The organism is Nonomuraea sp. NPDC050733, from assembly GCF_040654215.1.
In the GTDB taxonomy this organism is placed as follows: domain Bacteria; phylum Actinomycetota; class Actinomycetes; order Streptosporangiales; family Streptosporangiaceae; genus Nonomuraea.
Genome location: NZ_JBFAHO010000054.1, coordinates 1 through 26,106, shown reverse-complemented (window position 1 = coordinate 26,106; position 26,106 = coordinate 1). Strand labels below are relative to the sequence as shown.

23 protein-coding genes are annotated in these 26,106 nt (G+C 72.6%); 11 read left to right on the top strand and 12 right to left on the bottom strand.

Annotation, left to right across the window (positions count from 1 at the left end; genetic code table 11):
* Positions 1 to 52: 52 nt before the first annotated feature.
* Positions 53 to 5,521, top strand: coding sequence for a carboxyl transferase domain-containing protein (locus AB0H64_RS41175; RefSeq protein WP_357636320.1), 5,469 nt, complete (start codon positions 53 to 55; stop codon positions 5,519 to 5,521).
* A gap of 27 nt (positions 5,522 to 5,548) precedes the next feature.
* Here AB0H64_RS41175 and AB0H64_RS41170 read toward each other — a convergent pair whose 3' ends face one another.
* The gene (locus AB0H64_RS41170; RefSeq protein WP_357636317.1) at positions 5,549 to 5,944 is read right to left on the bottom strand and encodes an alpha/beta fold hydrolase; all 396 of its coding nucleotides are present in this window, start codon (positions 5,942 to 5,944) and stop codon (positions 5,549 to 5,551) included.
* Between the two features lie 85 nt (positions 5,945 to 6,029).
* Positions 6,030 to 6,815: an SDR family NAD(P)-dependent oxidoreductase gene (locus AB0H64_RS41165; RefSeq protein WP_357636314.1), complete on the bottom strand. Its 786-nt coding sequence runs from the start codon at positions 6,813 to 6,815 to the stop codon at positions 6,030 to 6,032.
* Positions 6,816 to 6,887: 72 nt separating this feature from the next.
* On the opposite strand from AB0H64_RS41165, the gene AB0H64_RS41160 reads away from it, so the two are divergent.
* The gene (locus tag AB0H64_RS41160) at positions 6,888 to 7,343 is read left to right on the top strand and encodes a MarR family transcriptional regulator (protein WP_357636311.1); all 456 of its coding nucleotides are present in this window, start codon (positions 6,888 to 6,890) and stop codon (positions 7,341 to 7,343) included.
* A 279-nt stretch (positions 7,344 to 7,622) separates the two neighbouring features.
* Entirely contained in the window at positions 7,623 to 7,997 is a 375-nt protein-coding gene (locus tag AB0H64_RS41155) for a DUF2255 family protein (protein ID WP_357636309.1), read from the top strand.
* A gap of 126 nt (positions 7,998 to 8,123) precedes the next feature.
* On the opposite strand, the gene AB0H64_RS41150 is transcribed toward AB0H64_RS41155, so the two are convergent.
* The 4 genes from AB0H64_RS41150 to AB0H64_RS41135 form a co-directional block, all read right to left on the bottom strand.
* On the bottom strand, positions 8,124 to 8,849 hold the full coding sequence (locus AB0H64_RS41150) for a cation transporter (RefSeq protein ID WP_357636306.1): 726 nt from the start codon (positions 8,847 to 8,849) through the stop codon (positions 8,124 to 8,126).
* Positions 8,846 to 9,262 (bottom strand): metalloregulator ArsR/SmtB family transcription factor, encoded by a 417-nt coding sequence (locus tag AB0H64_RS41145; protein ID WP_357636304.1) that lies wholly within the window; start codon positions 9,260 to 9,262, stop codon positions 8,846 to 8,848. The genes AB0H64_RS41150 and AB0H64_RS41145 overlap by 4 nt, the downstream gene beginning before the upstream one ends.
* Positions 9,263 to 9,802: 540 nt before the next feature.
* Entirely contained in the window at positions 9,803 to 10,213 is a 411-nt protein-coding gene (locus AB0H64_RS41140) for a VOC family protein (protein ID WP_357636301.1), read from the bottom strand.
* A gap of 590 nt (positions 10,214 to 10,803) precedes the next feature.
* Positions 10,804 to 11,670 (bottom strand): SDR family oxidoreductase, encoded by an 867-nt coding sequence (locus AB0H64_RS41135; RefSeq protein WP_357636298.1) that lies wholly within the window; start codon positions 11,668 to 11,670, stop codon positions 10,804 to 10,806.
* A gap of 114 nt (positions 11,671 to 11,784) precedes the next feature.
* Between AB0H64_RS41135 and AB0H64_RS41130 the strand changes: the two genes are divergently transcribed.
* The 5 genes from AB0H64_RS41130 to AB0H64_RS41110 all read left to right on the top strand — a co-directional run bounded on the left by AB0H64_RS41130 (position 11,785) and on the right by AB0H64_RS41110 (position 18,576).
* Positions 11,785 to 12,480, top strand: a complete 696-nt coding sequence (locus AB0H64_RS41130; RefSeq protein ID WP_357636295.1) for a TetR/AcrR family transcriptional regulator — start codon at positions 11,785 to 11,787, stop codon at positions 12,478 to 12,480.
* A gap of 306 nt (positions 12,481 to 12,786) precedes the next feature.
* A complete protein-coding gene (locus AB0H64_RS41125; protein ID WP_357636292.1) occupies positions 12,787 to 14,118 on the top strand; it encodes a glycosyltransferase 87 family protein in 1,332 nt (443 codons plus the stop codon).
* Positions 14,115 to 15,236: a molybdopterin-dependent oxidoreductase gene (locus AB0H64_RS41120; RefSeq protein ID WP_357636289.1), complete on the top strand. Its 1,122-nt coding sequence runs from the start codon at positions 14,115 to 14,117 to the stop codon at positions 15,234 to 15,236. Before AB0H64_RS41125 ends, AB0H64_RS41120 begins: the two co-directional genes overlap by 4 nt.
* Complete coding sequence (locus tag AB0H64_RS41115; RefSeq protein WP_357636287.1) at positions 15,233 to 17,263, top strand: NAD(P)/FAD-dependent oxidoreductase; 2,031 nt, start codon at positions 15,233 to 15,235, stop codon at positions 17,261 to 17,263. The genes AB0H64_RS41120 and AB0H64_RS41115 overlap by 4 nt, the downstream gene beginning before the upstream one ends.
* A complete protein-coding gene (locus tag AB0H64_RS41110) occupies positions 17,260 to 18,576 on the top strand; it encodes a hypothetical protein (protein ID WP_357636284.1) in 1,317 nt (438 codons plus the stop codon). The genes AB0H64_RS41115 and AB0H64_RS41110 overlap by 4 nt, the downstream gene beginning before the upstream one ends.
* Here AB0H64_RS41110 and AB0H64_RS41105 read toward each other — a convergent pair.
* Positions 18,551 to 19,243, bottom strand: coding sequence for a glycosyltransferase family 2 protein (locus AB0H64_RS41105; RefSeq protein WP_357636282.1), 693 nt, complete (start codon positions 19,241 to 19,243; stop codon positions 18,551 to 18,553). The two genes, AB0H64_RS41110 and AB0H64_RS41105, sit on opposite strands and share 26 nt — an antisense overlap.
* Positions 19,240 to 20,235, bottom strand: a complete 996-nt coding sequence (locus AB0H64_RS41100) for an NAD-dependent epimerase/dehydratase family protein (protein ID WP_357636280.1) — start codon at positions 20,233 to 20,235, stop codon at positions 19,240 to 19,242. The genes AB0H64_RS41105 and AB0H64_RS41100 overlap by 4 nt, the downstream gene beginning before the upstream one ends.
* Positions 20,236 to 20,407: 172 nt before the next feature.
* Between AB0H64_RS41100 and AB0H64_RS41095 the strand changes: the two genes are divergently transcribed.
* A complete protein-coding gene (locus AB0H64_RS41095; RefSeq protein WP_357636278.1) occupies positions 20,408 to 20,827 on the top strand; it encodes an STAS domain-containing protein in 420 nt (139 codons plus the stop codon).
* Positions 20,828 to 20,836: 9 nt separating this feature from the next.
* Here the strand turns inward: AB0H64_RS41095 and AB0H64_RS41090 are convergent, their stop codons facing one another.
* On the bottom strand, positions 20,837 to 21,307 hold the full coding sequence (locus AB0H64_RS41090; RefSeq protein ID WP_357636275.1) for a MarR family transcriptional regulator: 471 nt from the start codon (positions 21,305 to 21,307) through the stop codon (positions 20,837 to 20,839).
* A 160-nt stretch (positions 21,308 to 21,467) separates the two neighbouring features.
* Here AB0H64_RS41090 and AB0H64_RS41085 point away from each other — a divergent pair, with 160 nt between their 5' ends.
* On the top strand, positions 21,468 to 22,406 hold the full coding sequence (locus AB0H64_RS41085; protein ID WP_357636272.1) for a hypothetical protein: 939 nt from the start codon (positions 21,468 to 21,470) through the stop codon (positions 22,404 to 22,406).
* 74 nt (positions 22,407 to 22,480) lie between these two features.
* Here AB0H64_RS41085 and AB0H64_RS41080 read toward each other — a convergent pair whose 3' ends face one another.
* Positions 22,481 to 22,894 (bottom strand): helix-turn-helix domain-containing protein, encoded by a 414-nt coding sequence (locus AB0H64_RS41080; RefSeq protein WP_357636269.1) that lies wholly within the window; start codon positions 22,892 to 22,894, stop codon positions 22,481 to 22,483.
* Between the two features lie 84 nt (positions 22,895 to 22,978).
* Here AB0H64_RS41080 and AB0H64_RS41075 point away from each other — a divergent pair, with 84 nt between their 5' ends.
* Positions 22,979 to 23,794 (top strand): NAD(P)H-binding protein, encoded by an 816-nt coding sequence (locus AB0H64_RS41075; protein WP_357636267.1) that lies wholly within the window; start codon positions 22,979 to 22,981, stop codon positions 23,792 to 23,794.
* Positions 23,795 to 23,873: 79 nt separating this feature from the next.
* Here the strand turns inward: AB0H64_RS41075 and AB0H64_RS41070 are convergent, their stop codons facing one another.
* Positions 23,874 to 24,110 carry a hypothetical protein gene (locus tag AB0H64_RS41070; protein ID WP_357636265.1) on the bottom strand — a complete coding sequence of 79 codons (237 nt, stop codon included), beginning with the start codon at positions 24,108 to 24,110 and terminating at the stop codon, positions 23,874 to 23,876.
* Between the two features lie 162 nt (positions 24,111 to 24,272).
* Positions 24,273 to 26,006 carry a DUF6055 domain-containing protein gene (locus AB0H64_RS41065; protein ID WP_357636262.1) on the bottom strand — a complete coding sequence of 578 codons (1,734 nt, stop codon included), beginning with the start codon at positions 26,004 to 26,006 and terminating at the stop codon, positions 24,273 to 24,275.
* Positions 26,007 to 26,106: the final 100 nt, after the last annotated feature.

Here is a 26,106-nt window from a genome sequence, read left to right as displayed (position 1 = left end):
GGCCGCCGCGTCGCGGCGCGCACATCATTGGTCTACAGGAGGGCTCGGTCGGGTGTTCAGTCGTGTCGCCATCGTCAACCGTGGTGAGGCCGCCATGCGGCTCATCCACGCCGTCCGGGACGTCGCCGCGGAGACCGGGACACGGATGGAGACCGTCGCCCTGCACACCGACGTGGATCGCACCGCCACGTTCGTGCGCGAGGCCGACATCGCCTACGACCTCGGCCCCGCCTCCGCCCGGCCGTACCTCGACCTGAAGGTGCTGGAGCGGGCCCTGGTGGAGACCGGCGCCGACGCGGCCTGGGTCGGCTGGGGCTTCGTCGCGGAGGACCCGGCGTTCGCCGAGCTGTGCGACAGGATCGGCGTCACCTTCGTCGGACCCGGCGCGGAGGCCATGCGCAAGCTCGGCGACAAGATCGGCGCGAAGCTGATCGCCGAGGAGGTCGGCGTGCCGGTCGCGCCGTGGAGCCGTGGCCCGGTCGAGACCCTGGACGCCGCCCTGGCCGCCGCGGCCCGCATCGGCTACCCGCTGATGCTGAAGGCCACCGCCGGCGGCGGCGGGCGCGGCATCCGCGTGATCACCGACGAGGCCGAACTCGCCGACGCCTACGAGCGCACCAGCCAGGAGGCCGCGCGGGCGTTCGGCAGCGGCGTCGTGTTCCTGGAACGCCTGGTCACCGGCGCCCGGCACGTCGAGGTCCAGGTGATCGCCGACGGCGAGGGCACCGCGTGGGCGCTCGGCGTCCGCGACTGCTCGATCCAGCGGCGCAACCAGAAGGTCATCGAGGAGTCGGCGTCCCCCGTGCTCAGCCCCGTGCAGACGGCCGAGCTCAAGGCGTCGGCCGAACGCCTGGCCATCGCCGTCGGCTACCGCGGCGCGGCCACCGTCGAGTTCCTCTACCACCCCGGCGACAAGCAGTTCGCCTTCCTCGAGGTCAACACCCGCCTGCAGGTCGAGCACCCCATCACCGAGGTCACCACCGGCTTCGACCTGGTCAAGGCACAGCTGCAGGTGGCCTCCGGCGGCAGACTCGAAGGCGAGCCGCCGCTGGAACGCGGACACGCCGTCGAGGCCCGTCTGAACGCCGAGGACCCCGACCGCGACTTCGCGCCCTCCCCCGGCCGCATCGCCCGCCTCGACCTGCCCGCCGGGCCCGGCATCCGCGTGGACACCGGCGTCAGCGAGGGCGACACCATCCCCGCCGACTTCGACTCCATGATCGCCAAGATCATCGCCTACGGCCGCGACCGCGACGAAGCACTCGGCAGGCTGCGCCGCGCCATGGCGCAGACCACGGTCATCATCGAGGGCGGCGCGACGAACAAGAGCTTCGTGCTCGACCTGCTCGACCAGCCCGAGGTCATCGACGCCAGCGCCGACACCGGCTGGATCGACCGCGTCCGCGGCGAAGGCCGGCTCGTCTCCCACCGCCACTCCGCCGTCGCGCTGGCCGCCGCCGCCATCGAGGCGTACGAGGAGGAGGAACGCGTCGAGCGGCAGCGGCTGCTGTCGACCGCGTTCGGCGGACGCCCCCAGGTGCAGCACCAGAGCGGCCGGCCGCTCGGCCTCAAACTGCGCGGCGCCGCCTACCGCGTCCGCGTCGCCCGGGTCGGCGCGGACCGCTTCCGCGTCGGCGTCGAAGCCGGCGACGACGTCCGCATCGCCGACGTCGAGCTCGACCGCTTCGACCGGCACACCGGCCAGATCATCGTCAACGGCGCCCGCTACCGCCTGCTCACCGGCACGCACGGCCCCACCCACCTGGTCGAGGTGGACGGCGTGACCCACCGGATCAGCCGCGACGAGGGCGGCGTCGTCCGCTCACCCGCGCCCGCGCTCGTCGTCGCCACCCCGCTGCAGGTCGGCGCCGAGGTCGAGGCCGGCGCGGCGGTGCTGGTGCTGGAGAGCATGAAGATGGAGACCGTCTTGCGGGCGCCGTTCAAGGCGCGGCTGACGGAATGCGTCGTGTCCGTCGGCAGCCAGGTGGAGACCGGCGCGCCGCTGCTGCGCCTCGAGCCGCTCGCCGACGGCACCGAGGACGCCGCCGCCGGCTCCGCCCACTCGGTCCAGCTCGACCTGCCGGCCGCTCCCGGCGAGGTCCCGGCGCGCCGGCGCGCCACCCGCGGCCAGGAGGACCTGCGCAGCCTGCTGCTCGGCTTCGACGTCGACCCGCACGACGAACGCCGGCTCCTCGACGACTACCTCACCGCCCGCAAGGCGGCCACCGACGACGGCCACCGGCCGCTCGCCGAAGAGCTCGAACTCATCGACGTGTTCGCCGACCTCGCCGAGCTGAGCCGCAACCGCCCGGCAGGCGAAGACGGAGGCGACGGCGGCGACAGCCACGTGCACAGCCCCCGCGAGTACTTCCACACCTACCTCCAGAGCCTCGACGTCGAACGGGCCGGCCTCCCGCAGTCCTTCCAGGCCAAGCTCGCCAAGGCCCTCAGCCACTACGGCGTCACCACCCTGGAGCCCTCCCCCGAGCTCGAAGCCGCGGTGTTCCGCATCTTCCTCGCCCAGCAGCGCGCCTCCGCCGACGCCACCGTCATCGCGACCCTGCTGCGCGCCTGGCTGCGGGAGGCGCCGCCGGACGAGGCCCTGCGCGAGCCCGCCGGCCTCGCCCTGGAGCGGCTCGTCGCCGCGACGCAGGTCCGCTTCCCCGTGGTCGCCGACCTCGCCCGCGGCGTGGTGTTCGCCTGGTTCGCCCAGCCACTGCTGCGCCGCAACCGCGCCAGCGTCTACGCCCGGGTCCGCAAGCACCTGCGCCACCTGGACGCCCACCCCGACGCCCCCGACCGCGCCGAGCGCGTCGCCGAGATGGTCCGCAGCACCGAACCACTGGTGCGCCTGCTCGGCCAGCGGCTCATCCGCGACAACCTCGACAACGCCACCATGCTGGAGGTGCTGACCCGGCGCTACTACGGCAACAAGGGCCTCACCGGCGTCCGCACCAGCCAGGTCGCCGGCTGCACGTTCGTGGTCGCCGAGCGCGCCGGCTCATGCGTCGTCTCCTCCGCGGTCGGCTTCGAGGCGCTGGGCGACGCCCTGCGCGGCCTCGCCGAGCTCGCCGACGGCGAGGACGCCATCGACGCCGACATCTACCTCGCCTGGGAGAACCAGCCGCAGGACTCCGACGCGATGGCGGCCGCCCTGCACGAGGTCGTCAGCGCCCACCCGCTGCCCAGCCAGGTCCGCAGGCTCACGACCACGGTCGCGGGCAGCCGCGGCGCGGTGATGCACCACCACTTCACCTTCCGCCCCTCGCCCACCGGGATGACCGAGGAGCGGCTCATCCGCGGCCTGCACCCGTTCATCGCCCAGCGCATGCAGCTGGAGCGGCTGAGCAAGTTCGACCTCACCCGCCTGCCGTCCTCGGACGAGGAGGTCTACCTCTTCCAGTGCGTGGCCCGCGACAACCCCTCCGACGACCGCCTCGTCGCCTTCGCCCAGGTACGCGACCTGACCGAGCTGCGCGAGCACGACGGCCGGCTGGTGGCGCTGCCGACCGCCGAGGACACCATCGCCTCCTGCCTCGACTCCATCCGCCGCGCCCAGGCACTGCGACCGTCCGCCAAACGCTTCAACACCAACCGCATCGTCGTCTACGTCTGGCCGCCGATCGACATCACCCGCGCCGAGGTCGAGATGATCGCCGGACGCGTACGCCCCACCACCGCGGGCGCCGGGCTGGAGGAGATCCTGTTCATCGCGCGACAGCGCGACCGCAGGACCGGCGAGCTGACCAAGGTCGCCGTCCGCATCTCCTTCGACGCCGCCGGCGGCACCGAGCTGACCATCGGCGAGCCGTCCGACGAGCCCGTCGAACCGCTCGACGACTACCGGCAGAAGGTGCTGCGCGCCAGCAGCCGCAACACCGTCTACCCGTACGAACTGACCGGCCTGCTCGGCGACTTCACCGAGCACGACCTCGACGACCAGCACCGGCTGGTGCCGGTCGACCGGCCCAAGGGGCGCAACACCGCCGCCCTCGTCGCCGGCGTGGTCACCACGCCGACCCCGCGCCACCCCGAGGGCGTCACCCGGGTCGTGCTGCTCGGCGACCCGACCAAGTCACTCGGCGCCCTGTCCGAGCCCGAGTGCCGCCGCGTGATCGCCGCCCTGGACCTCGCCGAGCGGATGCGCGTGCCGCTGGAGTGGTACGCCCTGTCCTCCGGCGCCCGCATCTCCATGAAGTCCGGCACCGAGAACATGGACTGGGTCGCCGCCGCGCTCAAGCGGATCGTCGAGTTCACCCAGGACGGCGGCGAGATCAACATCGTCGTCGCGGGCATCAACGTCGGCGCCCAGCCCTACTGGAACGCCGAGGCGACGATGCTCATGCACACCAAGGGCATCCTGATCATGACGCCGGACTCCGCGATGGTCCTCACCGGCAAGCAGGCACTCGACTTCTCCGGCGGCGTCTCGGCCGAGGACAACTTCGGCATCGGCGGCTACGACCGGGTGATGGGCCCCAACGGGCAGGCCCACTACTGGGCGCCCAACCTGACCGCCGCGCGCCACATCCTCATGTCGTACTACGACCACACCTACATCGCGCCCGGCGAGCGCGCACCACGACGGGCGACCACCACCGACCCCGTCAACCGCGACATCTCCGACTTCCCGCACGCCCTGGACGGCAGCGACTTCACCGCCGTCGGCCAGATCTTCTCCCCCGAGGCCAACCCCGACCGCAAGAAGCCCTTCGACATCCGCACCGTGATGCGGGCACTGTCCGACCAGGACCACCCCGTGCTGGAGCGCTGGGCGGGCATGGCCGACGCCGAGACCGCGGTCGTCCAGGACGTCCACCTCGGCGGCATCCCCGTGTGCCTGCTCGGCATCGAGTCACGCTCCGTGCCGCGACGCGGCTTCCCGCCCACCGACGGCCCCGACACCTACACCGCCGGCACCCTGTTCCCCCGCTCGTCCAAGAAGGCCGCCCGAGCGATCAACGCCGCCAGCGGCAACCGGCCCCTCGTGGTGCTGGCCAACCTGTCCGGCTTCGACGGCTCGCCCGAGTCGATGCGCAAGCTGCAACTGGAGTACGGCGCCGAGATCGGCCGCGCGATCGTGAACTTCCGCGGCCCCATCGTGTTCTGCGTCATCTCCCGTTACCACGGCGGCGCGTTCGTGGTGTTCTCCAAGGCGCTCAACCCGAACATGACCGTACTCGCCCTGGAAGGCTCCTACGCCTCGGTCCTGGGCGGCGCCCCGGCCGCCGCCGCCGTCTTCTCCGGCGACGTCAACGCCCGCACCGCGGCCGACCCCCGCGTACGCGACCTGGAGACCCGCGTCGCCGCCGCCACCGGCGCCGACCGCGCCGCCCTCACCGCCGAGCTCGACGAGCTCCGCTCCGCCGTCCGCGCCGAGAAGCTCGGCGAGGTGGCCGCGGAGTTCGACCGCGTGCACAACATCCGGCGCGCGGTCGAGGTCGGCTCCGTCGACGCCGTCATCAGCGCCGCCGAGCTGCGCCCGCGGATCATCGAGGCCATCGAGGCCCGCCTGCGCTGACGGTAGGAGGCAGGAACGCCGGCGTGTTCAGGCCGAGACGGCCCGGACCGCCTCCCGGATCACGCCGGCGACCTCCTCGGGACGGGACACCGCGACCGCGTGCGAGGCGCCCGCCACCTCGACGACCGTCGCCCCCGCCCGCTCCGCCCCGAACCGCCCCACCTCGGGGTTGATCGCCTGGTCGGCGCCGGCGACGATCGCCCACGAAGGCTTCGCCCGCCAGGCCGCCGTACTCGCGGCCTCGGCGAACGCCCCGCCCGCCAGCGGCCGCTGTGCCACCGCCAGCACCCGGGCGCCTTTACAATGTAGATTTATAATTGGGCCCAGCCCTGAGCGACCGCTTCGCCGGTCGTCTCCGCCCACCGCGTCAGGTGCGGCCCTCGCTCCCCCAGTCCGTACGGGGCCCGTCGATCGAGCGGACACCCCCTCCCCTACGAGCGCCCGCTCGGCGGCCCAGCCAGGAGGCGACCGCGCCCTTTCCCCGAGCAGGAGGTCATTGAGAGACTTGTCATAGACCGGCGTACCGGGTGGCCGGGGTGGGGCGGTTGCCGCCGGTCAGAAGGGCGGACTCAGCGGTGTTCAGGGCGTCGAGGGCGGCGGCCCGGTCCTCCAGGCCCGGGACGCAGACCGTCTCACCCAGACGCAGGCCGGCCAGACTGGCCCGCGCCACGTCCTCGGCGGTCATGGCGAAGGGGACGGTGCGTCCGACGCCGTTGTTGAACTCCGTGGCCACCACTCCGGGGCAGACCACCTGGGTGCGGACGGCGGTGCCGGCGAGCTCGTGGGCGAGGGTGCGGGTGAAGGCGACGGTCGCGGCCTTCGCGGCGGCGTAGAGGGTGCGCCGGGGCATGCGCGGATCGTCCTGGCCGGCGCTGAAGGCCAGGAGCGAGGCGACGGTGACGATGGCGCCCTCGCCGGCGGCGAGCATGCCGGGAAGGGCGGCGCGGGCCAGCTGGACGGGAGCGACGGCATTGAGCGTGAGCAACCGGTCGGCCTCTGCCGCGTCGACGTCGGCGAGCGGGGCGTAGCCGCCGGCTCCCGCGTTGCTGATCAGCATGCCGACGTCCCCGGCCGCCAGACGGCCGCCCACGGTGGCGATGCCGTCGTGGGTGGCGAGGTCGGCGGGCAGCACCTCGACGGCGGCGCCGGCGGCGCGCAGCTCCTGCGCCAGGTCGCCGAGCCGGTCGGCGCGCCGGGCCACCAGCACGAGGTCGCGGTCGGCCGCCAGGAGACGGGCGTAGGCGGCGCCGATCCCGGAGGAGGCGCCAGTGATCAGAGTGAGAGTGCGAGACATGGATCCAGCGTGCATCAAACGCTGGCTAAGTGTCAAACGTTTGATACGTATGAAGTGTCGTATCCTTCAGTCATGGGGCTGAAGGACGAGGAGCCCGTCGGGCTCGACGCGCTGGACCGGTTGACCTGGGCGTTGCGCCGCGCGGAGCTGGCGGTGCAGGCGCTGAAGGAGCAGCGGCTGCGCTCACTGGGCATGGCGGCGGCACACTACTCGCTGCTGATCTCGGTGCACACCGAGCCGGGGCTGACCGGCGCCGAGCTGGCCCGACGCCTCAACGTGACCCCGCAGGCGGTGGCGTCGCTGGTCAGCCGGCTGGAGGGCCGCGGGCAGATCGAGCGCCGCGAGCACCCGCGCCACCGCCACGTGCAGGAGCTGCATCTCACCGACGCCGGGCGGGAGACGCTGCGCGCCGCCGACGCGGTGATCGCCGGGGTCGAGCGGCAGATCACCGATGAGCTCGGCCCGGACGAGAGCGCGCGGCTGCGGGCACTGCTGAGCCGGGTGGCCGAGACGGTCCGCGACGGCTGAGCCCAGGGCCCGCCCACTCAGGAGGACGGCCGCGTACCACCACCCTCGGCCGCGGTGGCCCCGAGATCGGCGTTGCGGCCCTCGCGACTGACGTGCCCTGCCGTCGAAGCGCCGCCGAGTCGGTGACCGCCGGCGTCAATCGGGCACGACAGCACTGATGCCTTGCAGCATCGACCGCCGGGCCGTTGCTCCGCCCTGCCGCACGTTCCGGTGCGCGGGGTCCGTGCCGCCGCCCGATTCATCAGCGGCTCTCAGCCCACCCGTGAAGGAGACACACCCATGACTGTCTGGACCAGCGACGAACTGCAGCGCATCGCCGGCACCGAGGAGCTGGACATCGCTCCGCGGCGCGACGACGGCAGCCTGCGCGCGCCCACCACCATCTGGGTGGTCCGCGACGGCGACGAGCTGTTCGTCCGCTCCTGGCGCGGCGGCGACGGAGCGTGGTTTCGCGCCGCCCGCGCCAGCCACGCCGGGCGGGTCAGCGCCGCAGGCGTCACCAAGGACGTCGCCTTCGCCGAAGAGACCGACCCGGCCGTCAACGACCGCGTCGACGCCGCCTACCGCGCCAAGTACGGCCGCTACAGCAGCTACGTCGAGCCGATGGTCGCCGCCTCCGCCCGCGCCACCACGCTCAAACTCCTGCCGCGCTGACGCGTTCGCCCCGGCGAGGTGCGGATACGGCGCTTCGGCCGCGACTGCAAAGCACCCGGCCGGAGTACGTCCGGACGGGGCGCACCCGAACGAGTGCATTCGGGACGGGTGCATCCGGGCGGCCGATCACCGGGGTTCCTTACCGGCAGCTGAGCAGCAGCCGTCGGTGCACGGGGCGGGTGTGGCGGCGTCGGCGGACGGGGCCATCGCGCCGCCGGGCACCGCGCAGCAGGCGTCTCCGCGCCAGGCCTCGCGGCCTTCCTTGACCGCGACGGCGGCGATGACCAGGGCGGCGACCGGGTCGGCCCAGGACCAGCCGAGCAGGCTGTTCAGAGCCAGGCCCACGAGCAGGACCGCCGACAGGTAGGTGCACAACAAGGTCTGCCTGGAGTCCGCCACCGCCGAGGCCGAGCCGAGCTCGCGGCCGGCGCGGCGCTGCGCGTACGACAGGAACGGCATGACGACCAGGGACAGGGCGGCCAGGATCAGGCCGGGCGTGGAGTGTTCCGCCTCGCCGACGCCGAGCAGCGCCCGGACGGCGTCGACGGTGACGTAGGCGGCCAGGGCGAAGAAGGAGAGCGCGATGATGCGCAGCGCGGTCCTCTCGCGGCGTTCGTGGTCGGCGGCGGAGAACTGCCATGCCACCGCGGCGGCGGAGGCGACCTCGACGACGGAGTCGAGGCCGAAGCCGATCAGCGCGGCAGAGGAGGCGAGGGTGCCGGCGGTGATCGCCACCCCGGCTTCGATCACGTTGTAGGTGATGGTGGCGGCGACCAGCAGCCGGATGCGGCGCCGCAACAAGGCGCGCCGGGCTGTGGCTGGGGCCGGGCCGGGCATGTTCGGCGCACTCATGACGCCGACTGCCCCCCTGCCACCAGTTCGGTGCCTCCGTCGCCGGCGACGCTGTCGGGGCCGGCGACGGGGCACAGCGCCACGGCGTGCCCGGTGGCGGACAGCAACTGCTCGGCGGAGGCGAGCAGGTCCATCAGCTCGGGCCGGGTCAGGGAGTAGAAGGACTGGCGGCCTTCGGCGCGGTAGTCGACGAGCCCGCAGTCGCGCAGGCAGGCCAGGTGCTTGGAGACGGTGGACTGGGCCAGGGCGAGCTGGGTGGTCAGGTCCACCACCCGGGCCTCGCCGCGCGCGAGACGCTGCACGATGCGCAGCCGGGTCTCGTCAGCCAGGGAATGGAACAGCGCCGCCGCCGGGGAGATGCCGGCGGTGATGTCGGCGCTGACACATCGGCCACCCTCAGCTTCAATCGCCATACGGCGATGATAGCCCGATTTCGCCATGTATAGACAGGCTGTACGGCGAACGCCGCGTGCTGCGGCGGGTGCCGCCCGACGTGCCAGGCGAACCGGCGCCCGACGACGGTGGGGGGTGCCGTCTGACGCTTCCTGCTGCTCACCGCAGGCCGGCGTGGTGACTCGCCGTAGTTCCGGAACGTCCTGAACGCCATCAACGTCCCCCGGATCGGTGCCGGTCGTCCGCGCACCCGGCCTGACCGGGTGCGCGACGACAAGGCCTACAGCTCCCGCGCGAACCGCGCCTACCTACGCAGGCGTAGCATCCTCGCGACGATCCCCGAACCTGCCGACCAGATCCACCACCGCAAGAACCGAGGCGAGCCGGGAGACGTCCACCCCGCTTCAGCTGCGAGGAGTACCGAGGCCGTCACGCCGTCGAATGCGGCATCAACCGACCAACACCGCCACCGGCTACGACAAACTCGCCGTCCGCCAGGAGGCCAGCCTCCACATCGCCATCATCAACGACTGGCTGCCGACCTCGCGTTGAGTCAGGTCCTAGTCGTGCTTGGGCCAGATCGGGCCCTGGTCGGTCCAGATGACACCCTTGTTGCGGCACATGCAGAAGGGGTGGCCGATCGGGTCGGTATAGACCCGCCAGCCGTAGCCTTCGGGGCCGATGAAGTCCTGCTGCAGCGTCGCGCCGAGTTCGAGGACGCGGCGCTGCTCGGATTCGATGTCGTCCACTTCGAAGTCGAGGTGGAACTGCTTGGGGTGCTCGCTGTCGGGCCACTGCGGGGCGCGGTAATCGTCCACCCGGATGAAGGCCAGTTCGATCTCACCGAATTGGATACCGGCCCAGTTCTCGTGGCTGCCTCCCTTGATCGGGCGGCCTGTCACCTCGGAGTAGAAAGCCGCCAGCTTCATGGTGTCCGGGCAGTCGATGATGAAATCAGTGAGTTTGAGCATCCCAGGAGCTTGCCAGAAGATCACGGGAGCCCGAGAGTTGCCCGAACACGAGGCCAGGCTCGGTAGCCCTCGAGCTTGGCAACGTTGGCACCGACCACGCCATTTGCTCAGCAAACAGACTTGAGTTCACTGACGCCTCGGACCGACGGGGTGGCCGGTGACATGCGGACCGCCCCTCGATCTGCGGTGCCGGGTGAGAGGCGTGTCCGGCGACATTCCCGATCGCATCCGGCGACATTCGTGATCGCGTGCGGCGATCGGCCTCGCAGTTCGGAGGGACGAAGTCGGGGCCGACTCGGGAACTCCCGGGCTACGGTGCCCCCGCGACCGGCTCTCGCCCATCCCTCAGGCGGCCACCGCCACCTGACGCGAACGCCTTACGTACCTGGCTGAGGGTCGCCGGAGCACCGCATCGTTCATGAATCTTCACCAGCTCCTTGGACGTCCTGGCGGTCTCGGCGGCGTAGGCCGGAATCGCGAGCAGCACGGGCAAGCATGGGCCCGACCGACGGGACTCCGCCGGGGGCGGTGCAGCAGGTAGTCCGTCGAGGTCACGGGCCTCGCGACGAGCACGGGGCCGTCGGCGTCGGTCAGTTGTCAGTGGCGGGCAGGGAGCCGCGCAGGTAGTCCTCGATCGTCGTCGCGGGACGGTCGATGAGGGTGGCCAGGGCGGGGTCGGCGGGTCGGAAGTCACCGCGCCGGCTGGCGGCGAACAGGCCGACCAGCATCTCGGCCGCCGGTGCGGGCAGCCCGGCCGAAAGCAGATCATGCCGGTATTCGTCGTCGGAGATGACGACGCGCCGGATCGCTCGGCCGGTGATGTGCGACGCTATCTCGGCCACGCGATTCATGTCGATCGCGTCCGGGCCGGTCAACGGCGGGGTGCGGCCGTCGAATCGTCCGTCGACGAGGATGCGTGAGGCGGCCTCGGCCAGATCGGCGTGGGCGGTCCACGCGACGGGTCCGTCCTGCGGGACGCGTAGCTCACCGGTGTGCAGCGCGTGCCGCAGCAGTCGGGGCACCGTCGAGGCGTAGAAGCCGTTGCGCAGGGAGGTGAACGCCGTCCCCGACGCCCGCAGGGCTTCCTCGGTGGCGGCGTGGTCGGGCATCGGGGGGAACGGAGACGACGGGTCGGCGCCCATGTGGCTCGTGTAGAGGATGCGCTTGGCGCCTGCCGCCACAGCGGCGTCGATGGCGTTGAGGTGCTGGCGCACGGTTTCGGCGCCGGTGCTGTTCGCCGACACGATCAGCACCTGGGACGCGCCCTCGCACGCGTCCCGCAGGCTCGCGGGGTCGGCGAAGTCGCCGCGCCGGACCCGCACGCCACGTTGGGCGAGGCTCGCGAGCTTCTGCGGGTCGCGGACGCTGACACCGATCTGCTCGGCGGGCACGAGCCGCAGCAGATGATCCACGACGGCACTGCCCAGCTGGCCACTTGCCCCGGTGATGATGATCATCGCTTCTCCCTCTCACGACTGCCGAACCCGCCGACGCAGGTGCTATCGGTGGAACGACGATGACCATACCATTGTTAATAACGTCGGAAACACAGTTGTGTTATCGTTGGCGCCGTGGACAGCAGAGAGGTCAGTTCCCCGCGCGAGCGCATCATCGCCGCAGCCCTGGAGTTGCTCGGGGAGGGCGGCGAGGAGGCGGTCTCCACCCGAGCGGTCAGTGCCGCCGCAGGGGTGCAACCTCCGACCATCTATCGCTTCTTCGGCGACAAGCAAGGGCTGCTCGACGCGGTGGCGGCCAACGGTCTGCACGCCTACCTCGCCACCAAGTCCGCCGTGCCGCTGTCCGACGACCCCGTAGCCGACCTGCGCCGAGGCTGGGACCTGCACGTCGAGCTCGGCCTGGCGCGGCCCGCCCTCTACACGCTCATGTACGGCCGGCCGCGCGCCGGCGCCGCCGCCTCACCGGCCGCCCGTGCCGCCGCCGACATCCTGGCCGACCACATCCGACGCATCGCCGAAGCAGGCCGCCTACGGGTGCCCGAGGCACTCGCCGCCGGCCTCGTCCACGCCGCCGGCTCCGGTACGACCCTCGCCCTCATCGCCACGCCCGAAGATCAGCGCGACCCTGCCCTGTCACCCACGGCCCGCGAAGCGGTCATCGCCGCGATCACGACCGACCAGCCCATCGGACGCCAACCCGGACCAGTGACCGCCGCCGTCGCCCTGCACGCCGCTCTCCCCCACGTCGACACGCTCACCGCCGGCGAGAAGACGCTGCTGGCCGAGTGGCTCGACCGCATCACCACCTGACCACCCGCTTGACCGCGCCACAGGGAAGGCGCCATGCGCGAACACGACCGGTGTGCCGGCGGCGGCTCAGCCGTATGCCGGAACGGTGTCCCCCCTGGTTCGTTCGGGCGGCTGCGCAGGCGCGGGAGCGAGCCATAGGCGTCACACAGAGCGGAGCCGTTCTCAGGAGCGCGTGGTCCGGGGTGTGAATCGTACGAAGGGAATGTGTCGGCCGACCTCGCGGTAGTCGTGCGGAGTTCTTACAGACTCCGGACGTTCGTGCCGCGGAGCCCATCGACCCGCTCCGATGGTGAAAGGCTCGACGGCGTGAGCAGGTACGGCGCCGGTGGGCGCATGACGTGCGCCGTCGCGATACTGTCGGCCCTGGTCGCCGTCCTCGTCAGGATGGCGCTCGGCGGCTCCGGCCTGCTCGGCTGGTATCTGGCCGGGTGGGCACTGTTCGCCGCCGCCCTGTGGGTGGCGCGGACGCTGCCGGCAGGCCGTCTCACCGGCCTGGTCGTGGCCGGGGGCATCGCCGTGACCGCCACCGGCCTGGTGGCACCGCCGAGCACCAGCACCGATTCCTACCGTTACGCGTGGGACGGCCGGGTGCAGGCGGCGGGCATCTCCCCCTACGACCACGCCCCCGCGGACCCGGAGCTGGCCTTCCTCCGGGATGACTGGCTCTTCCCCGGCGACTGCGCGGCGCCCCGGCTCGCTCCGCTCGGGGACGGAGCGTGCACCCGGATGAACCGGCCCGCCGTGCACACGATCTATCCGCCGGTCGCCCAGGGCTACTTCGTGCTGGTGCACTGGCTCTCGCCCGAGGGGTCGCGGCACAAGGTCCTCCAGCTCGGGGGCGCGCTGATGGCGATCGCCGTGCTGCTCGCGCTGTGCCGGTGGAGCGACGTGCGGACCGCCGCCTACTGGGGCTGGTGCCCGGCCGTGCCGGTCGAAGCGGTGAACAACGCGCACGTCGACGTCCTGGGCGTGCTGCTGGTGGTGCTGGCGTTCTGCGTGGCCAAGGGGCGGGGCCGGGGGGCGCTGCTCGGCGCCGCGGTCGCGGCCAAGCTGCTGCCCGCCACCGCGTTGCCCGGCGCCCTGTCGGGCGTGCTCAGGCACGGGATGGCGTGGCGGCGGTGTCTCGTCGTCATGGTGCCGGCCGCGCTGGTGGTCATGGCGGCGTACCTGCCGTACGCGCTCCTCTCGCGGGGCTCGGTGCTGGGCTACCTGTTCGGGTACGTCCAGGAGGAGGAGTACGCCGACCCCTCGGCCAAGGGCCGGTACGGGTTGGTGCGGCTCGTGGTGCCCGACGCGTGGGCGCCGTTCGCCGCGATCCTGCTGCTGGGGCTGGTCGTCCTGTACGTGCTGCGCGCGGGGGACCCCGAGCGGCCCTGGGCCGGGGCGCTGCTGGTCACCGGGTCGCTGTTGTTGCTGTTCACACCGGCGTACTCCTGGTACGCGCTGCTGGTGGTCGCGATGGTGGCCATGGACGGCAGGTGGGAATGGCTGACTGTGGCGGCGGCCGGAGCGGTCGCCTACCTGTCCGGCCCGGCCACGGCGGCCTACGCGGCGGCGGCGCTGGCGGTCGGAGCCGGCTGGGCCGTACGCCGGTCACATCGTTCCCCCGCACTGACACGAGGAGGAGCGCAGCCATGACTCTCCAGACGATGGCCGCCAAGGTGTCCGACCGGTTCTCCAGCCGGCTGCGGTCGGAGCAGGTCGCCGCGAAGCTCGGCATGTGGCTGGGGATCAGCTTCACGGTCGCCTTCGCGACCGGGCTGTTCAGCCACTTCACGCAGCATCCGCCCCCCTGGCTGCTGTGGCCGTCACGGCCGGTGAATCTCTACCGCGTCACGCAGGGCGTGCACGTCATCAGCGGCATCGCCACGGTTCCGCTGCTGCTGGCCAAGCTGTGGACGGTCTACCCCAAGCTGTGGCAGTGGCCGCCGCTGCGTTCGGCCGGGCACGCCGCCGAGCGCCTGTTCGTCCTGCTGCTCGTGGCCGGGTCGCTGTTCCAGCTGGTCACGGGGCTCATGAACATCGCCTACACGTACCTGTGGCCGTTCGGTTTCATCCAGGCGCACTACTGGACCGCCTTCATCGTGTACGGCGCGCTCATCGTCCACGTCGTCAACGAGTGGGCCAAGATCCGCCGGCACGCGTGGCCCCGTGTCGAGGACCCCGGCCGGCGCCGGTTCCTCACCACCGTGGCCGCAGCCTCGGGCCTGGCCGCGCTCGTCACCGTGGGCGAGGCCGTCACCCCGCTGGGGCAGCTGGCCGTCCTGGCTCCGCGCAATCCCCGTGTCGGGCCACAGGGCGTGCCGGTCAACCGGTCGTCGGTCGCCGCCGGAGTCACCGAGGTGGTCCGCGACCCTGCGTACCGGCTGGTCGTGACAGGAGCGGTCCGCACGGAGCTGTCGCTCAGCTACGCCGAGCTGCTGCGGCTGCCGCAGCACACGGTCCGGCTGCCGATCTCGTGCGTGGAGGGCTGGAGCGTGGGCTGCGAATGGACGGGGGTCCGGCTGCGCGACCTCGTCCGGCGCGCGGGAGGCTCGCCGGAGGCGTTCCTGACAGTGGAGTCGCTCGAACGCGTCGGCTACTACCGCACCAGCGAGGTGCGGCCACCGCACTGGAACGACCCGCTGACCCTGCTCGCCCTGAAGATCAACGGACGGACGCTCGACGCCGACCATGGCTACCCCGTCCGGCTGATCGCGCCCAACCGGCCGGGCGTCATGCAGACCAAGTGGGTCGCGACGGTGAGGGTCTCATGAGCGGCGGCGCGGGTCTCATGAAGGGCGGCGCGGGTCTCATGAAGGGCGGCGCGGGTCTCATGAAGCACGGTGCGGGGCTCGTGAGGTGGGCCGGTTACGCGCTCGGCTGCGCTCTCGTCGTCCTCGGCCTGACCGGGATCGTGCTGGACAGCAACCCGTCCGGCTGGGCGCTGTGGTTCGGCGGCGTCCTGCTGGCCCACGACCTCGTCCTGGCGCCTGCGGTGCTGCTCGCCGGGATCGTCCTGGCGGGCCGGGCGGACCGGTGGCTGCGCGCCGCGTTGATCGTCGCGGGCCTGGTGACGCTGGCGACTCTGCCCACCGTGCTCGCGCTCGGCAGGCGGGCGGACAACCCGTCGATCCTGCCGCAGGACTACGGCCGCAACCTGCTGCTCGTCCTGGGCACGGTCGGCCTGGCCGCCCTCGCCCCTCGCTGCAGGACCAGGACCGTGGCACTCGGCCTGGCGGCCGGGGCGGCGGCCGGGGTGCTGGTCGCATCCCTCATGGCGGTCAACGGCATGGTCGACCTGCTCCAGGGGGTGCTGTTCGTCGGCCAGGCCGCGGTGCTGGGCGCCGTCCTGGGCGGGTTCTTCGGCGCCCGGCTGTACAACCTGGCCAACGCCTTCGCGTGTGGCCTGATCGTGGGCCTCATCGGCTGGGTGGCGTGGCAGCTGACGGTGCTCCCCATCCTGCTCGGCGGTTCTCCCACGTGGACCATCACACCGGGGACGTTCCGGGCGCTGGTGGGCGAGGTGCTGCTGGGCGGGATCACCGGCGTCCTGCTGTTCGCCGCGCTGAGCAGGCTGCCCGTCCCGGCCACCGCTCCGGCCCTCACGACGGCCGGTACGGCGGCGCCGCGCGTCGTCATCGTGGGCGGCGGCTTCGGCGGATGGAGCGCGGCCCGGCGCCTGGACCGGCTCATCGCTCGGGGGCTGCGTGCCGAGGTCACGCTCGTCAGCGACTCCACGGCGCTGCTGTTCACCCCGATGCTGGCGGGCGTGGCCGGCGGCGCGCTGGAGGCCGGCCACGTCAGCGTGCCGGTCCGGGCCACCCTCACCCAGACGTCGTTCGTGCACGCCCGCGCCGAGAGCATCGACACCGAAAAGCGCCAGGTCCGGCTCACCGGCGCGGCCATGGTCCCCTATGACCAGCTGGTGCTGGCGGTCGGCTCGATCCCGTCCTTCCACGGGCTGCCCGGACTGGCCGAGCACGCGTACACGTTGAAGACCGTCGGCGACGCGACCCGCCTGCGCGACCACGTGCTCGACCTGCTCGAACGCGCCGACCTGGGCGGCGGCGAACGCGCGGAGCTGCTCACGTTCGTGGTGGCCGGGGGCGGGTTCGCCGGGGCCGAGCTGGTCGCCGAGCTGTTCGACCTGGTGCACGGGGTGCTGCACCGCTATCCCGGCATCCACCCCGCCGAGCCCCGGTTCGTGCTCCTGCACGGCGGCGACCGGATCCTGCCCGAACTGCCGGCCACGCTCGGGGCGTACGCGCACCAGAAGCTGGCCCGCAGGGGCATCGACGTCCGGCTGCGGACGCGGGTGGCCGGAGCCGGGCCCGAAGCCGTCGAGTTGCGCGGGGGCGAGGAGATCCGGACGCGCACGCTGGTCTGGACGGCGGGCAACCGGCCGCATCCTCTCGGCGCCGGCCTGCCGGACGCCGACGCGTGCCTGCGCGTCCCCGGACGGGCAGGGGTCTGGACGGTCGGCGACTGTGCGCGGATTCCCGGCCCGGACGGCGCGCCGTACCCGCCGACGGCCCAGCACGCGCAGCGGCAGGGCCGGGCCGTGGCCGACAACATCGCCGCCGTCCTGGCGGGCGGGCGGCCCGCCGAGTTCCGCTACCAGGCACTCGGCACGCTGGTGGCGCTGGGGCACCGGACGGCCGTCGCGGAGCTTCTGGGGCGCAGGCTGTCAGGCTTCGCGGCCTGGGCCCTGTGGCGGGTGGTCTACCTAGCCAAGCTGCCGAGGCTGGTGAACAAGCTCCGGGTCGTCACCGACCTGGCCTTCCCGAGGGACGTCCAGTGATCAGGGGGGCGGTGTCCGGGCTGGGCGGCGGGCTGGTCTTCGGGGTCGTCATGGCCCAGGTCGGTTTCCTGCCGACTGTCGCCGCGATCGTCCGCACCGACTCGGCCGCGCTCGGGTTCGCCGTGCACATGCTGTTCGCGGCGATCATCGGAGCCGTGTTCGGCCTGCTCGTGGAGCGCCAGCGTGCCGAGGCGCCGGAGTTGCTGTTCTGGGGGCTGGTGTACGGCGCGATGTGGTGGTTCCTGGGGCCGCTCACGCTCCTGCCGATCCTGCTCGGCCGGCCCGTCACCTGGGATCTCTCCAGCGGGCAGAGCCTGGCTCCGAGCCTGTTCGGTCACATGGCGTACGGTGCGGTCACCGCCGCCGTGTACGCCTGGCGGCCACAGAGCGGGGCCGGCCGGATCGGGTTCGCCGTGGTCGTCAAGGGGGCGGCGGCGGGGCTGCTGGCCGCGGCCGCGCTGATCTTCGGCTTGGGCGTCATGGTGGGCGAGATCCCGTACGAGCTGCTGCTCGCGTCCCCGGCCGTCGGAGCGGGGTACGCCCTGCTCTTCGGCAGGCAACCGGACGGCCCGGGGCCCGCGCTGATCAGGGGGATGGTGTACGGCTTCGCCTGGTGGATCGTCCTGGTTCTCACGCTGCCCCCGCTGCTGGCCGACGGACGGCTGGACTGGTCGATCGAGGCGGTCCGGAGCGCCCTGCCCGGCCTGCCGGGCCACCTGCTGCTGGGCTCCGGCACGGGCGTGATCTTCGTCTGGCTGGGCGGGCTGCGGCGGCTGCTGTTCGAGGACGACGTCCGCCGGCTGCGGCCCGGCCGGTTCGGTGTCTCCGCGTCGCGGGCGGCCGGGTACGGCGCGGTCCTCGGCGGGGCGGGCGGCCTCGTCGCCGCGGCCTTCGGCGGTCCCCTGGCGATCCCGACCGGCCTGGTGATCGGAGTGTCGTACGCGCTGCTGTTCCGCGGCCGGAGCTTCGACCCCGCCTCGGGGATCGGCTGGGGCGTCTCGTACGGGTTCCTGTGGTGGATCCTGGGCTCGCTGACCCTGCTGCCGTTCCTCGTGAGCGGGCACCCGCGGTGGCAGGCCGCCGACCTGGCGGCGGCGTTCCCGTCGCTGATCGCGCACCTGGTTTTCGGCGCCGTCCTGGGGATCGGCTACCAGAGGCTGGAGGAGCGGAGCAGCCCGTGGTGGCTGACCCGCGGGCAGGTCGCGGCCGAGCGGGCGGCCGCCCTGCGGGAGCAGACACTCGGCTCGGCGCCCGCCATGTGGACGCTCGTCCTGCTGCTGGCGGTCATCATCCCGACGCTCGTGGTCGGGTGAGGCTCTGGTCGCGCATCACCTGGCGCATGTCGGCGACGGCTCGCAGGGTGCCGCGTACGGTGCCGGTGACCTTGGAACGGCCATGACGCCGGAGGTAGCCGACGTCGACCTCGTCGATCCGCCAGCCGGCCGCGGCGGCCCGCAGCACCATCTCCAGCGGGTAGCCGAAGCGGCGGTCGGTCAGCCCGAGATCGATGAGGCCGGCTCGCCGGCAGGCGCGCATCGGGCCGAGGTCTCGCAGGCCGATCCCGGTGCGGCGGCGCAGGATTGCGGCCAGCACGGCGTTGCCCAGCCGGGCGTGCGCGGGCCAGGACGCTCCCGGCTGCGGGACGCGCCGCCCGAGCACCAGGTCGCTGCGTCCGGCGAGGACCGGGGCCGCCACGTCGGGCAGCCGGCGCGGGTCGAGGGAGGCGTCGGCGTCCATGAAGCACACGACGTCCGCGACGCAGGCCAGCAGCCCCGCGTGACAGGCGGCGCCGAACCCGCGCCGTGGCTCGCTGACCACCCGCGCGCCGAGTTCGGCGGCCAGCCGGGCCGAACCGTCCGTCGAGCCGTTGTCGACCACGATCGGGGCGAAGCCGGGCGGCATTCGCCCGAGGACCCACGGCAGGGCGGCTTCCTCGTTCAGGCAGGGCAGCACCACGTCGACGGCCGGTCCGTGGATCATGGGGCGTCCAGCGGGGCGGTGGCCAGCTCCTTCATCCCCGTCTCGAAGGTGATCGCGGCCTGGAAGCCCAGCTCGGCCCTGGCCAGGTGGGAGGCGGCGACGATGTGCCGGACGTCGCCGAGCCGGTATTCGCCGGTCGTCACCGGCCGCGGCCCTCCGCGCGCGGACGCCAGGGCGGCGGCCAGTTCCCCGACGGTCCGCGGGGAGCCGCTGGCGATGTTGTAGGCGGTCAGGCGTCCCGGGTCCGGTGCCGCCTTGAGCGCAGCCAGGTTCGCCCGCGCCACGTCCGCCACGTGGACGAAGTCGCGGGTCTGCCGGCCGTCCTCGAACACCCGGGGGGCGCGATCCGCCTCCAGCGCGGAGCGAAAGATCGCGGCCACGCCCGCGTACGGGGTGTCGCGGGGCATCCGCGGGCCGTACACGTTGTGGTAGCGGAGCGCCACCGCCGTCCCGCCGGTCTCGCGTGCCCAGCTCGCGGCCAGGTGCTCCTGGGCGAGCTTGGTGGTGGCGTAGGCGTTGCGCGGATCGGGCGGGGCGTCCTCACCGATGGCCGCCCGGCGCACCTCCGCGCCGCAGCGCGGGCACGCCGGCTCGAAGCGCCCGCGGCGGAGGTCGTCCGGGCGACGGGGACCCGGCCGGACCGGGCCGTGCTCGGCGCAGTCGTAGGCCCCCTCGCCGTAGACGACCATCGAGGAGGCCAGGACCAGCCGGCCGATGCCGTGCCGGGCCATGCCCGACAGCAGCACGGCGGTGCCGTACACGTTCACCGCGGCGTACGCGGGCAGGTCGCGCACGTCCACGCCGAGCCCGACCTTGGCCGCGTGGTGCACGACCGTCTCCACGCCGGGAAGCAGCCGGTCCAGGGTGGCGGCGTCGCGCACGTCGTGCCCGTCGCGCAGGTCGAGCCGCACGACCTCATGGCCGGCCGCTTCGGCGGTCTCGGCGACATGGCTGCCGATGAATCCGGCCGAGCCGGTGACCAACACCCTCACCAGGCCGACGGTAACCGCTGACCGCGCACGTCAGAAGCACCGCCGCCGACCGGCGCGCCGTCGACCTCGCGCCTCCGAAGTTTCTTGCACAGGGCAAGGATCTGCTACGGTCGTTGACGGTGAGCCGGGAAGTCTGGTCGGCGTGTAAGCGTCGTGCGATCGAAGGGCAGCCGTGAGCCGGAACCAACCGCTCCCAGCGGACCGCTCCGCCCTGCGGGTGCAGCAGTGGAACGTGGGCCCGGTGATCGTCCTCACGCTCAGCGGCCTGCTGACCTCCGACACCTCGGGCACGCTCGAGCGCCCTCTGGTACGAGCCCTGGCCGCGCGCATGCCGCCGCTCGTCGTGGTGGACGTGGCGCGGACCGATGAGATCGACTCCGCTGGCCATGCCCTGCTGGCCGACGCCGCGCGATACGCAGCGGCGGCGGGCGGCCGGCTGATCGTGGCCGGAGGGAGCGGAGACGCCGCGGGAGCCACGGCTGCCGCCGCGATGCCGACCCTGGAGGAGGCGCTGAGCGAGCTGGCCCGGCCGGCCCGACGCGGTCCCACGCCTCCGCCGGCACCGTCCGGCGGCGCACCGGCCCAGCACTAGGAACGTCCGTCAGATGTCGGGCACCGCCTCCTCGTCGGCCGCCTGGGCGAACGCGCTCAGGGCCGCCACCACCGCCTCCCGCTGATCCTGCGTCAACTGGCCCAGGATCCGCGCCAGGTCGCCGCGGCGATGCCGGGTGACCCCGTCCACCAGCGCCCGTCCCTGCGGTGTGAGCGCGATGCTGACCGTCCGCCTGTCGTCAGCGGGCCGGCTGCGTCGCACCAGGCGCTTGGCCACCAGCCGATCGCACATCCGCGACGCCGTCGACTGGCTCACGTCCAGCGCGTCGGCCAAGGTAGCCAGCCGCTGCGGGCCGCGCGCCGCGATCACCACCAGCACCCGGTACTGCGGAAGCGTCACGTCCCCGCCCGCCGCCGCGATCGACCGCGCCGCCACCCCCACCAACGCGCGGCTCGCCGTCAGCACCGACTCCACAACCGGATCGTCCTCCGACAACCGCTCAGCGACCGGAACATCCACCGCACTCCCCACATGTCGACCTTCGCCGCACCATCCAACCGCGATCATCGCGGTTCCCGCCGGGCCTCGGGAACGGCACCTTCCCCAGCGGCGCGGCTCTACCGGGCGACCCGGGCCGGAGATGTGGAACGTCCGGGGTATCTCGTTCGTCCTTCGAGGTGTGACGAGCTCACCTGATCGTGACGGGCGGCTGCGGGACGCGGCCGCCCGCGTGCACCGGGCGGATCAGCTGCGGCGGCTGTGTGAGGCGACGGCGGAGCAGATCCAGGACGCCCGCCGTACCCTGGCCGGCCTGGAGCAGGAGCTGTCCAAGGAGGAGAACGACGTCACCCGCCTGGAAGGCGGGCTGTCGGCCGTCCTGGCCCGGCTGCTGGGCGACCGCGCGGAGCGGCTGGACCGCGAGCGTGCCGAGGCGGTCGCCGCCCGGCAGCGGGTCGAGGGGCACCGGGCTCGACTGGCCCGGCTTGAGGAGGACGCGCGCGCCGCCGAGGCGGAGCTGGCCGGGCTCGCGGCGGCCCCGGAGGAGTACGCGGCGTTGCTGGCCGAGAAGGAGCGGCAGATCGCCGGCAGCGGTGACGCCCGCGCCAGGGAGTTGGCCGACCTCGGCGCCGCCCTGGACCGGGTGGCGGCGGACCTGCGTGAGCACGCGGAGGCGCGGCAGGCCGGACAGGCGGCGCATGAGGCGCTCCGTCAGGTGCTGCGCCATCTGAGCTCGGCCAGGAGCGCCTCCACCTGGGACATGCTCGGCGGCGGCCTGTTCGCCGACGCCATCGAGCACGGCCAGTTACGCACCGCCGACCAGGCCGCCTGGCACGCCCAGCGAGCCCTGGACGTCTTCTCCCGCGAGCTGGCCGACGTCGGCGTCTCCGCACGTCCGCTCCTGCCCAAGGTGGACACGCGGTGGTTCGTCGACACGTTCTTCGACAACATCATCACCGACCTGCTCAAGCATCAGCGCATCGCGAACACCCGCGCCGAAGTCGCCAGGACGGCCCAGTGGGTCCAGGACATGGGCGCGCACCTGCGGTCCCGCACTGTCGAGCTGTCGGCCGAGCACTCGCAGCTGCTGGCCAGGCGGGAGTCGCTGCTGCGCGGCTAGGCTCGCGCGGACGCCCGCCCATGCGGCCGGAGCGCATGGCGGGCGCATGGCCGGCGCGCATGGCCCGAGCGCAGTCAGCGCACGCCGGAGCCGGGGTTCAGCTCGTCCCAGTCGCGGCGAGCCAGCGCGATGGCGTCGCGGTGCTCCGCCGACCAGTCGGCCAGGGTCCTGACCAGGTGGGTCAGGCTGTGGCCCATCGGCGTCAGGGCGTACTCGACCTGCGGCGGGATGGTCGGATGGACGGTGCGCGTGATCATTCCGTCGCGCTCCAGCCGCCGTACGGTGAGCGTCAGCATGCGTTGTGAGATGCCCGGGACCGCGCGCTGGAGCTGACGGAAGCGACGCACCCCCTGCGCCAGCTCGACGACGACCAGCACCGACCACTTGTCGCCGATCCGGTCGAGAACCTCGCGTATGCCGCAGTCCTCGCGCTCTCCCCCGCACGTGACCACGGGCTGGGTGGTTACCGCCGTGTGCCCCACTGACATCGAAGTGCCTCCTTCCGCCGCGCGGCCCGGACCCGCAGCATGGTCGTGGTTACCAAGAAGAACCTACTGCCAGGGAGAACTTCGATGATTCTGGTCACCGGCGCCACCGGCGCGCTGGGCACGCTCGTCGCCGAAAGGCTGTCCGGCCGGGACGACGTGATCCTGGGCACCCGCGCGCCCGAGCGTGCCGGGGGGACGCTGCCCGTCCGCCGGGTCGACTTCGACGCCCCGGACACGCTCGCCGAGGGCTTCGCGGGCGTCGACGTGCTGCTGCTGATCTCCGCGGGCTACGGCGAGGACGACACCGTCATCGCCCGCCACGAGGCCGCGATCGCCGCGGCGGAGAAGGCCGGCGTCGGCCACGTCGTCTACACCAGCCTGACCGCGGACGGCGACCACCTGCCGTACGCGCTGCCGCACCGCTGGACCGAGCGCCGGCTGCGCGACAGCGCGCTGACCTGGACGATCCTGCGCAACGGCCTCTACGCGGAGCTGCTGGCCCTGCTCACGACGCCGTCGCCGGACGGCAGGGTCACCGCGCCGCTGGGCGACGGGCGGGCGGCCGTCGTGGCCCGCGCCGACCTGGCCGAGGCCGCCGCGCTCGTCGTCACCGAGGCGCCCGCCCACGCGGGCCGCGTCCACGAGCTCGTCGGCGAGCACGCCGTCGGCGGCGCCGACCTGGCCCGGGCGTACGGCGAGCACGTCGTGTACGAGCCCGGGACGCTGGCCGAGGCCCGCGCCGGCGTCACCGCCCTCGGCGTCGAGGCGTTCCAGGTGCCGATGCTGGTCGGCACCTACTCCGCCATCGCCGCGGGCTTCCTCGGCCGTACGGGCGGCGAGCTGCGCGCGCTGCTCGGACGGGCGCCCCGACCGGCGATCGAGGCCATCACCTCGTCCTGAGGAGAGGCCGTCCTGAGGAGAGGCCGTCCTGAGGAGAGGCCGTCCTGAGAAGAGGCCGGCCAGAGTCACCCGGTCGAAGTCAGCCGGCCAGCCGCCGGCGCAGGTGCTCCTTGCCCTGCTCGGCGCCCTTGCGGCTCTCGGCCTGGGCTCTGCGGAAGAAGTCCGCCAGCTCGGAGTCGCCGGCCCGTTCGGCGTCGGCGATGTAGCTCTCCAGCCGCAGCGCGTTGCTGAGGCACTTCTCGACGAACCAGATCAGGTTGTAGTCCTTGTCCTTGGTACCGGTGACCTCACCGGTCTCCTGACGCGACGGATCCATGGGCACCTCCGGTCGAAGACACGGACGCGCACCCCGTAAGGGGCGGCATCCGGTCCTGTACCCGAGCCGCGGCGAATATATCTCCAGGTGGCGAGGGGTGCGGCGCACCAGGGTCGCGGACGGGCCCCCGTCCGCGACCCTGCCACGGGGTCGAGGGTCAGGTCAGTTCGGCGCTCCGCCGCCGAAGGCGAGGTCGCTGTCGCTGAAGATCGGGTGCGCCGGGTTCACGTCGGCCTCGCCGGCGCCTCCGTCGCAGCGGCGGTCGGGACTGAACATCAGGTACGTCCCCGAGCCGCAGGCCGTGGCGGGCTCGGCGTCGCCGCCGATGACCACGCTGCCGCTGAGGTTGGCCCCTCCCTGGACCAGGGCGCTGTTCTTCACCACGGCGTTGCCGGTGACGGTGGCGCCGCTGTTGACCCAGGCCAGGTCCTCGACGCGAGCATTGCCGCTGACCGTGCTGTTGCCGTAGACGGCGGCCCGGGGCCCGACGTAGGCGGTGGCGGCCACGTTGGCCCGGTTGTCCACCCAGCCGCCGCCGTTGGAGTGCCAGTGGCCGTTGCCCGGCGCGGCCGGACGCACGTGACCAGGCTCGTATCCCCATGGCGTGGCGCCCTGGAGGCGGAACTGGTACGGGTAGCGGTAGTTGCGCGGATAGCCGTCGAGGAAGGCGTACTTGTGCACGGCCGCCGGGGCGCCGACGACCACGAGGTAGACGTCCTTCTCGCCCGGCTGGGTCTGGAAGGTCACCTCGCCGTTGGGTGAGCTGGTGACGGGGCCGTAACGGGGGACGCCGTTCTTGACCGCGACGAACCCGTACGACCAGCCCGACTGCGCCGCGCTGTTGACGTGGCCCCTGAAGCGCATCCGGATGAGGGCGCCGTCACTGCTGGGGACGAGGCGGATCTTGTTGTAGCCGTAGTCGGACGGGGCGAGGGCGTCGGAGATGCGGAAGTGGCCGGCGGCGGCGTTGACGGGCTCCACCGCCACCCCGTTGTAGGCCGTGACGAACGGGTACAGACGGTTGATGAACGGCATGACGTCGGCCCGGTTGGAGTAGTCCCAGGTGACGTTGTGCTGGGCGTACTCACCGACGCGCCGGTTCAGCTCGGCCTGGTCGATGCCCGAGATGCGGCGGTAGACCTCCAGCGGGTGCTCGGTGTTGCGGGCCTCGTTCCAGATGCGGTTGAACATGGCCAGGCCGTCGCGGTCCTTGATGTACTGCAGGAGCATCCAGGCCCCGTAGTGGTGCCGGCTGCTGCTGTAGGCGAGGTTCTCGGTGCGGATGAACCTCGTCAGGTCGCCCGCGGCGGTCTTGGGGTAGACCTGCATGGCCATGAACTCGGCGCCGGCCTCCCAGAACGTCCCGGCGCTCGGGTGGGTCAGCCCGTAGCCGGGCCTGCCGAGGAACGTGTAGTTCTGGAAGACATGGCCGAGCTCGTGGGCCAGACCCCAGGACCCTGGCTGCGCGGCGCCGGGGGCGATGTTGATGACGCCGACCTTGCCGTCGGTGGAGCCGCCCGTGGCCCAGGCGTCGAGCGGCGCGTTCGACCAGGTCGTGGTGACGATGACGATGATCTTGTACTGGGCCAGCAGGCCGGTCTCGGGCGTGAACTTCATGGTGTTCACGTAGAAGGAGTAGAGGCTCTCCAGCTGGGAGAGCATGTTGTCGGGGTCGAACCGGTACGGCGAGGGGGCCGACCTGGGGTCGGTGCCCGACCGGTCGCCCCACAGCAGGATGAAGTTCGCCGACTCCTTGGTACGGGAGCTGACCCACGGCACCTCGCCGGTGCTGGCCCAGCGCGACGGGATGTACACGGTCTTGGTGGCCGCGTGGGCGGCGGGGGCTACGAGGAGCGCGAGGAGGAGGCAGAGGACTGCCGTGACTCTAGTAGCCATAGCGACTCTTCAGGTGGCGCCACCAGTCGCGCAGCATCCACGCGTCGAACTCGGTGATCGAGGTGGCGCTGCCGGCCTTCATGATGAAGCAGCACTGCCC

Coding starts and splice junctions, on each gene's coding strand:
- AB0H64_RS41165 (WP_357636314.1), bottom strand. CDS start 6,815: ATGTCTCGCACTCTCACTCTGATCACTGGCGCCTCCTCCGGGATCGGC.
- AB0H64_RS41160 (WP_357636311.1), top strand. CDS start 6,888: ATGGGGCTGAAGGACGAGGAGCCCGTCGGGCTCGACGCGCTGGACCGG.
- AB0H64_RS41155 (WP_357636309.1), top strand. CDS start 7,623: ATGACTGTCTGGACCAGCGACGAACTGCAGCGCATCGCCGGCACCGAG.
- AB0H64_RS41150 (WP_357636306.1), bottom strand. CDS start 8,849: ATGAGTGCGCCGAACATGCCCGGCCCGGCCCCAGCCACAGCCCGGCGC.
- AB0H64_RS41145 (WP_357636304.1), bottom strand. CDS start 9,262: ATGGCGATTGAAGCTGAGGGTGGCCGATGTGTCAGCGCCGACATCACC.
- AB0H64_RS41140 (WP_357636301.1), bottom strand. CDS start 10,213: ATGCTCAAACTCACTGATTTCATCATCGACTGCCCGGACACCATGAAG.
- AB0H64_RS41135 (WP_357636298.1), bottom strand. CDS start 11,670: ATGATCATCATCACCGGGGCAAGTGGCCAGCTGGGCAGTGCCGTCGTG.
- AB0H64_RS41120 (WP_357636289.1), top strand. CDS start 14,115: ATGACTCTCCAGACGATGGCCGCCAAGGTGTCCGACCGGTTCTCCAGC.
- AB0H64_RS41115 (WP_357636287.1), top strand. CDS start 15,233: ATGAGCGGCGGCGCGGGTCTCATGAAGGGCGGCGCGGGTCTCATGAAG.
- AB0H64_RS41105 (WP_357636282.1), bottom strand. CDS start 19,243: ATGATCCACGGACCGGCCGTCGACGTGGTGCTGCCCTGCCTGAACGAG.
- AB0H64_RS41080 (WP_357636269.1), bottom strand. CDS start 22,894: ATGTCAGTGGGGCACACGGCGGTAACCACCCAGCCCGTGGTCACGTGC.
- AB0H64_RS41075 (WP_357636267.1), top strand. CDS start 22,979: ATGATTCTGGTCACCGGCGCCACCGGCGCGCTGGGCACGCTCGTCGCC.
- AB0H64_RS41070 (WP_357636265.1), bottom strand. CDS start 24,110: ATGGATCCGTCGCGTCAGGAGACCGGTGAGGTCACCGGTACCAAGGAC.
- AB0H64_RS41065 (WP_357636262.1), bottom strand. CDS start 26,006: ATGGCTACTAGAGTCACGGCAGTCCTCTGCCTCCTCCTCGCGCTCCTC.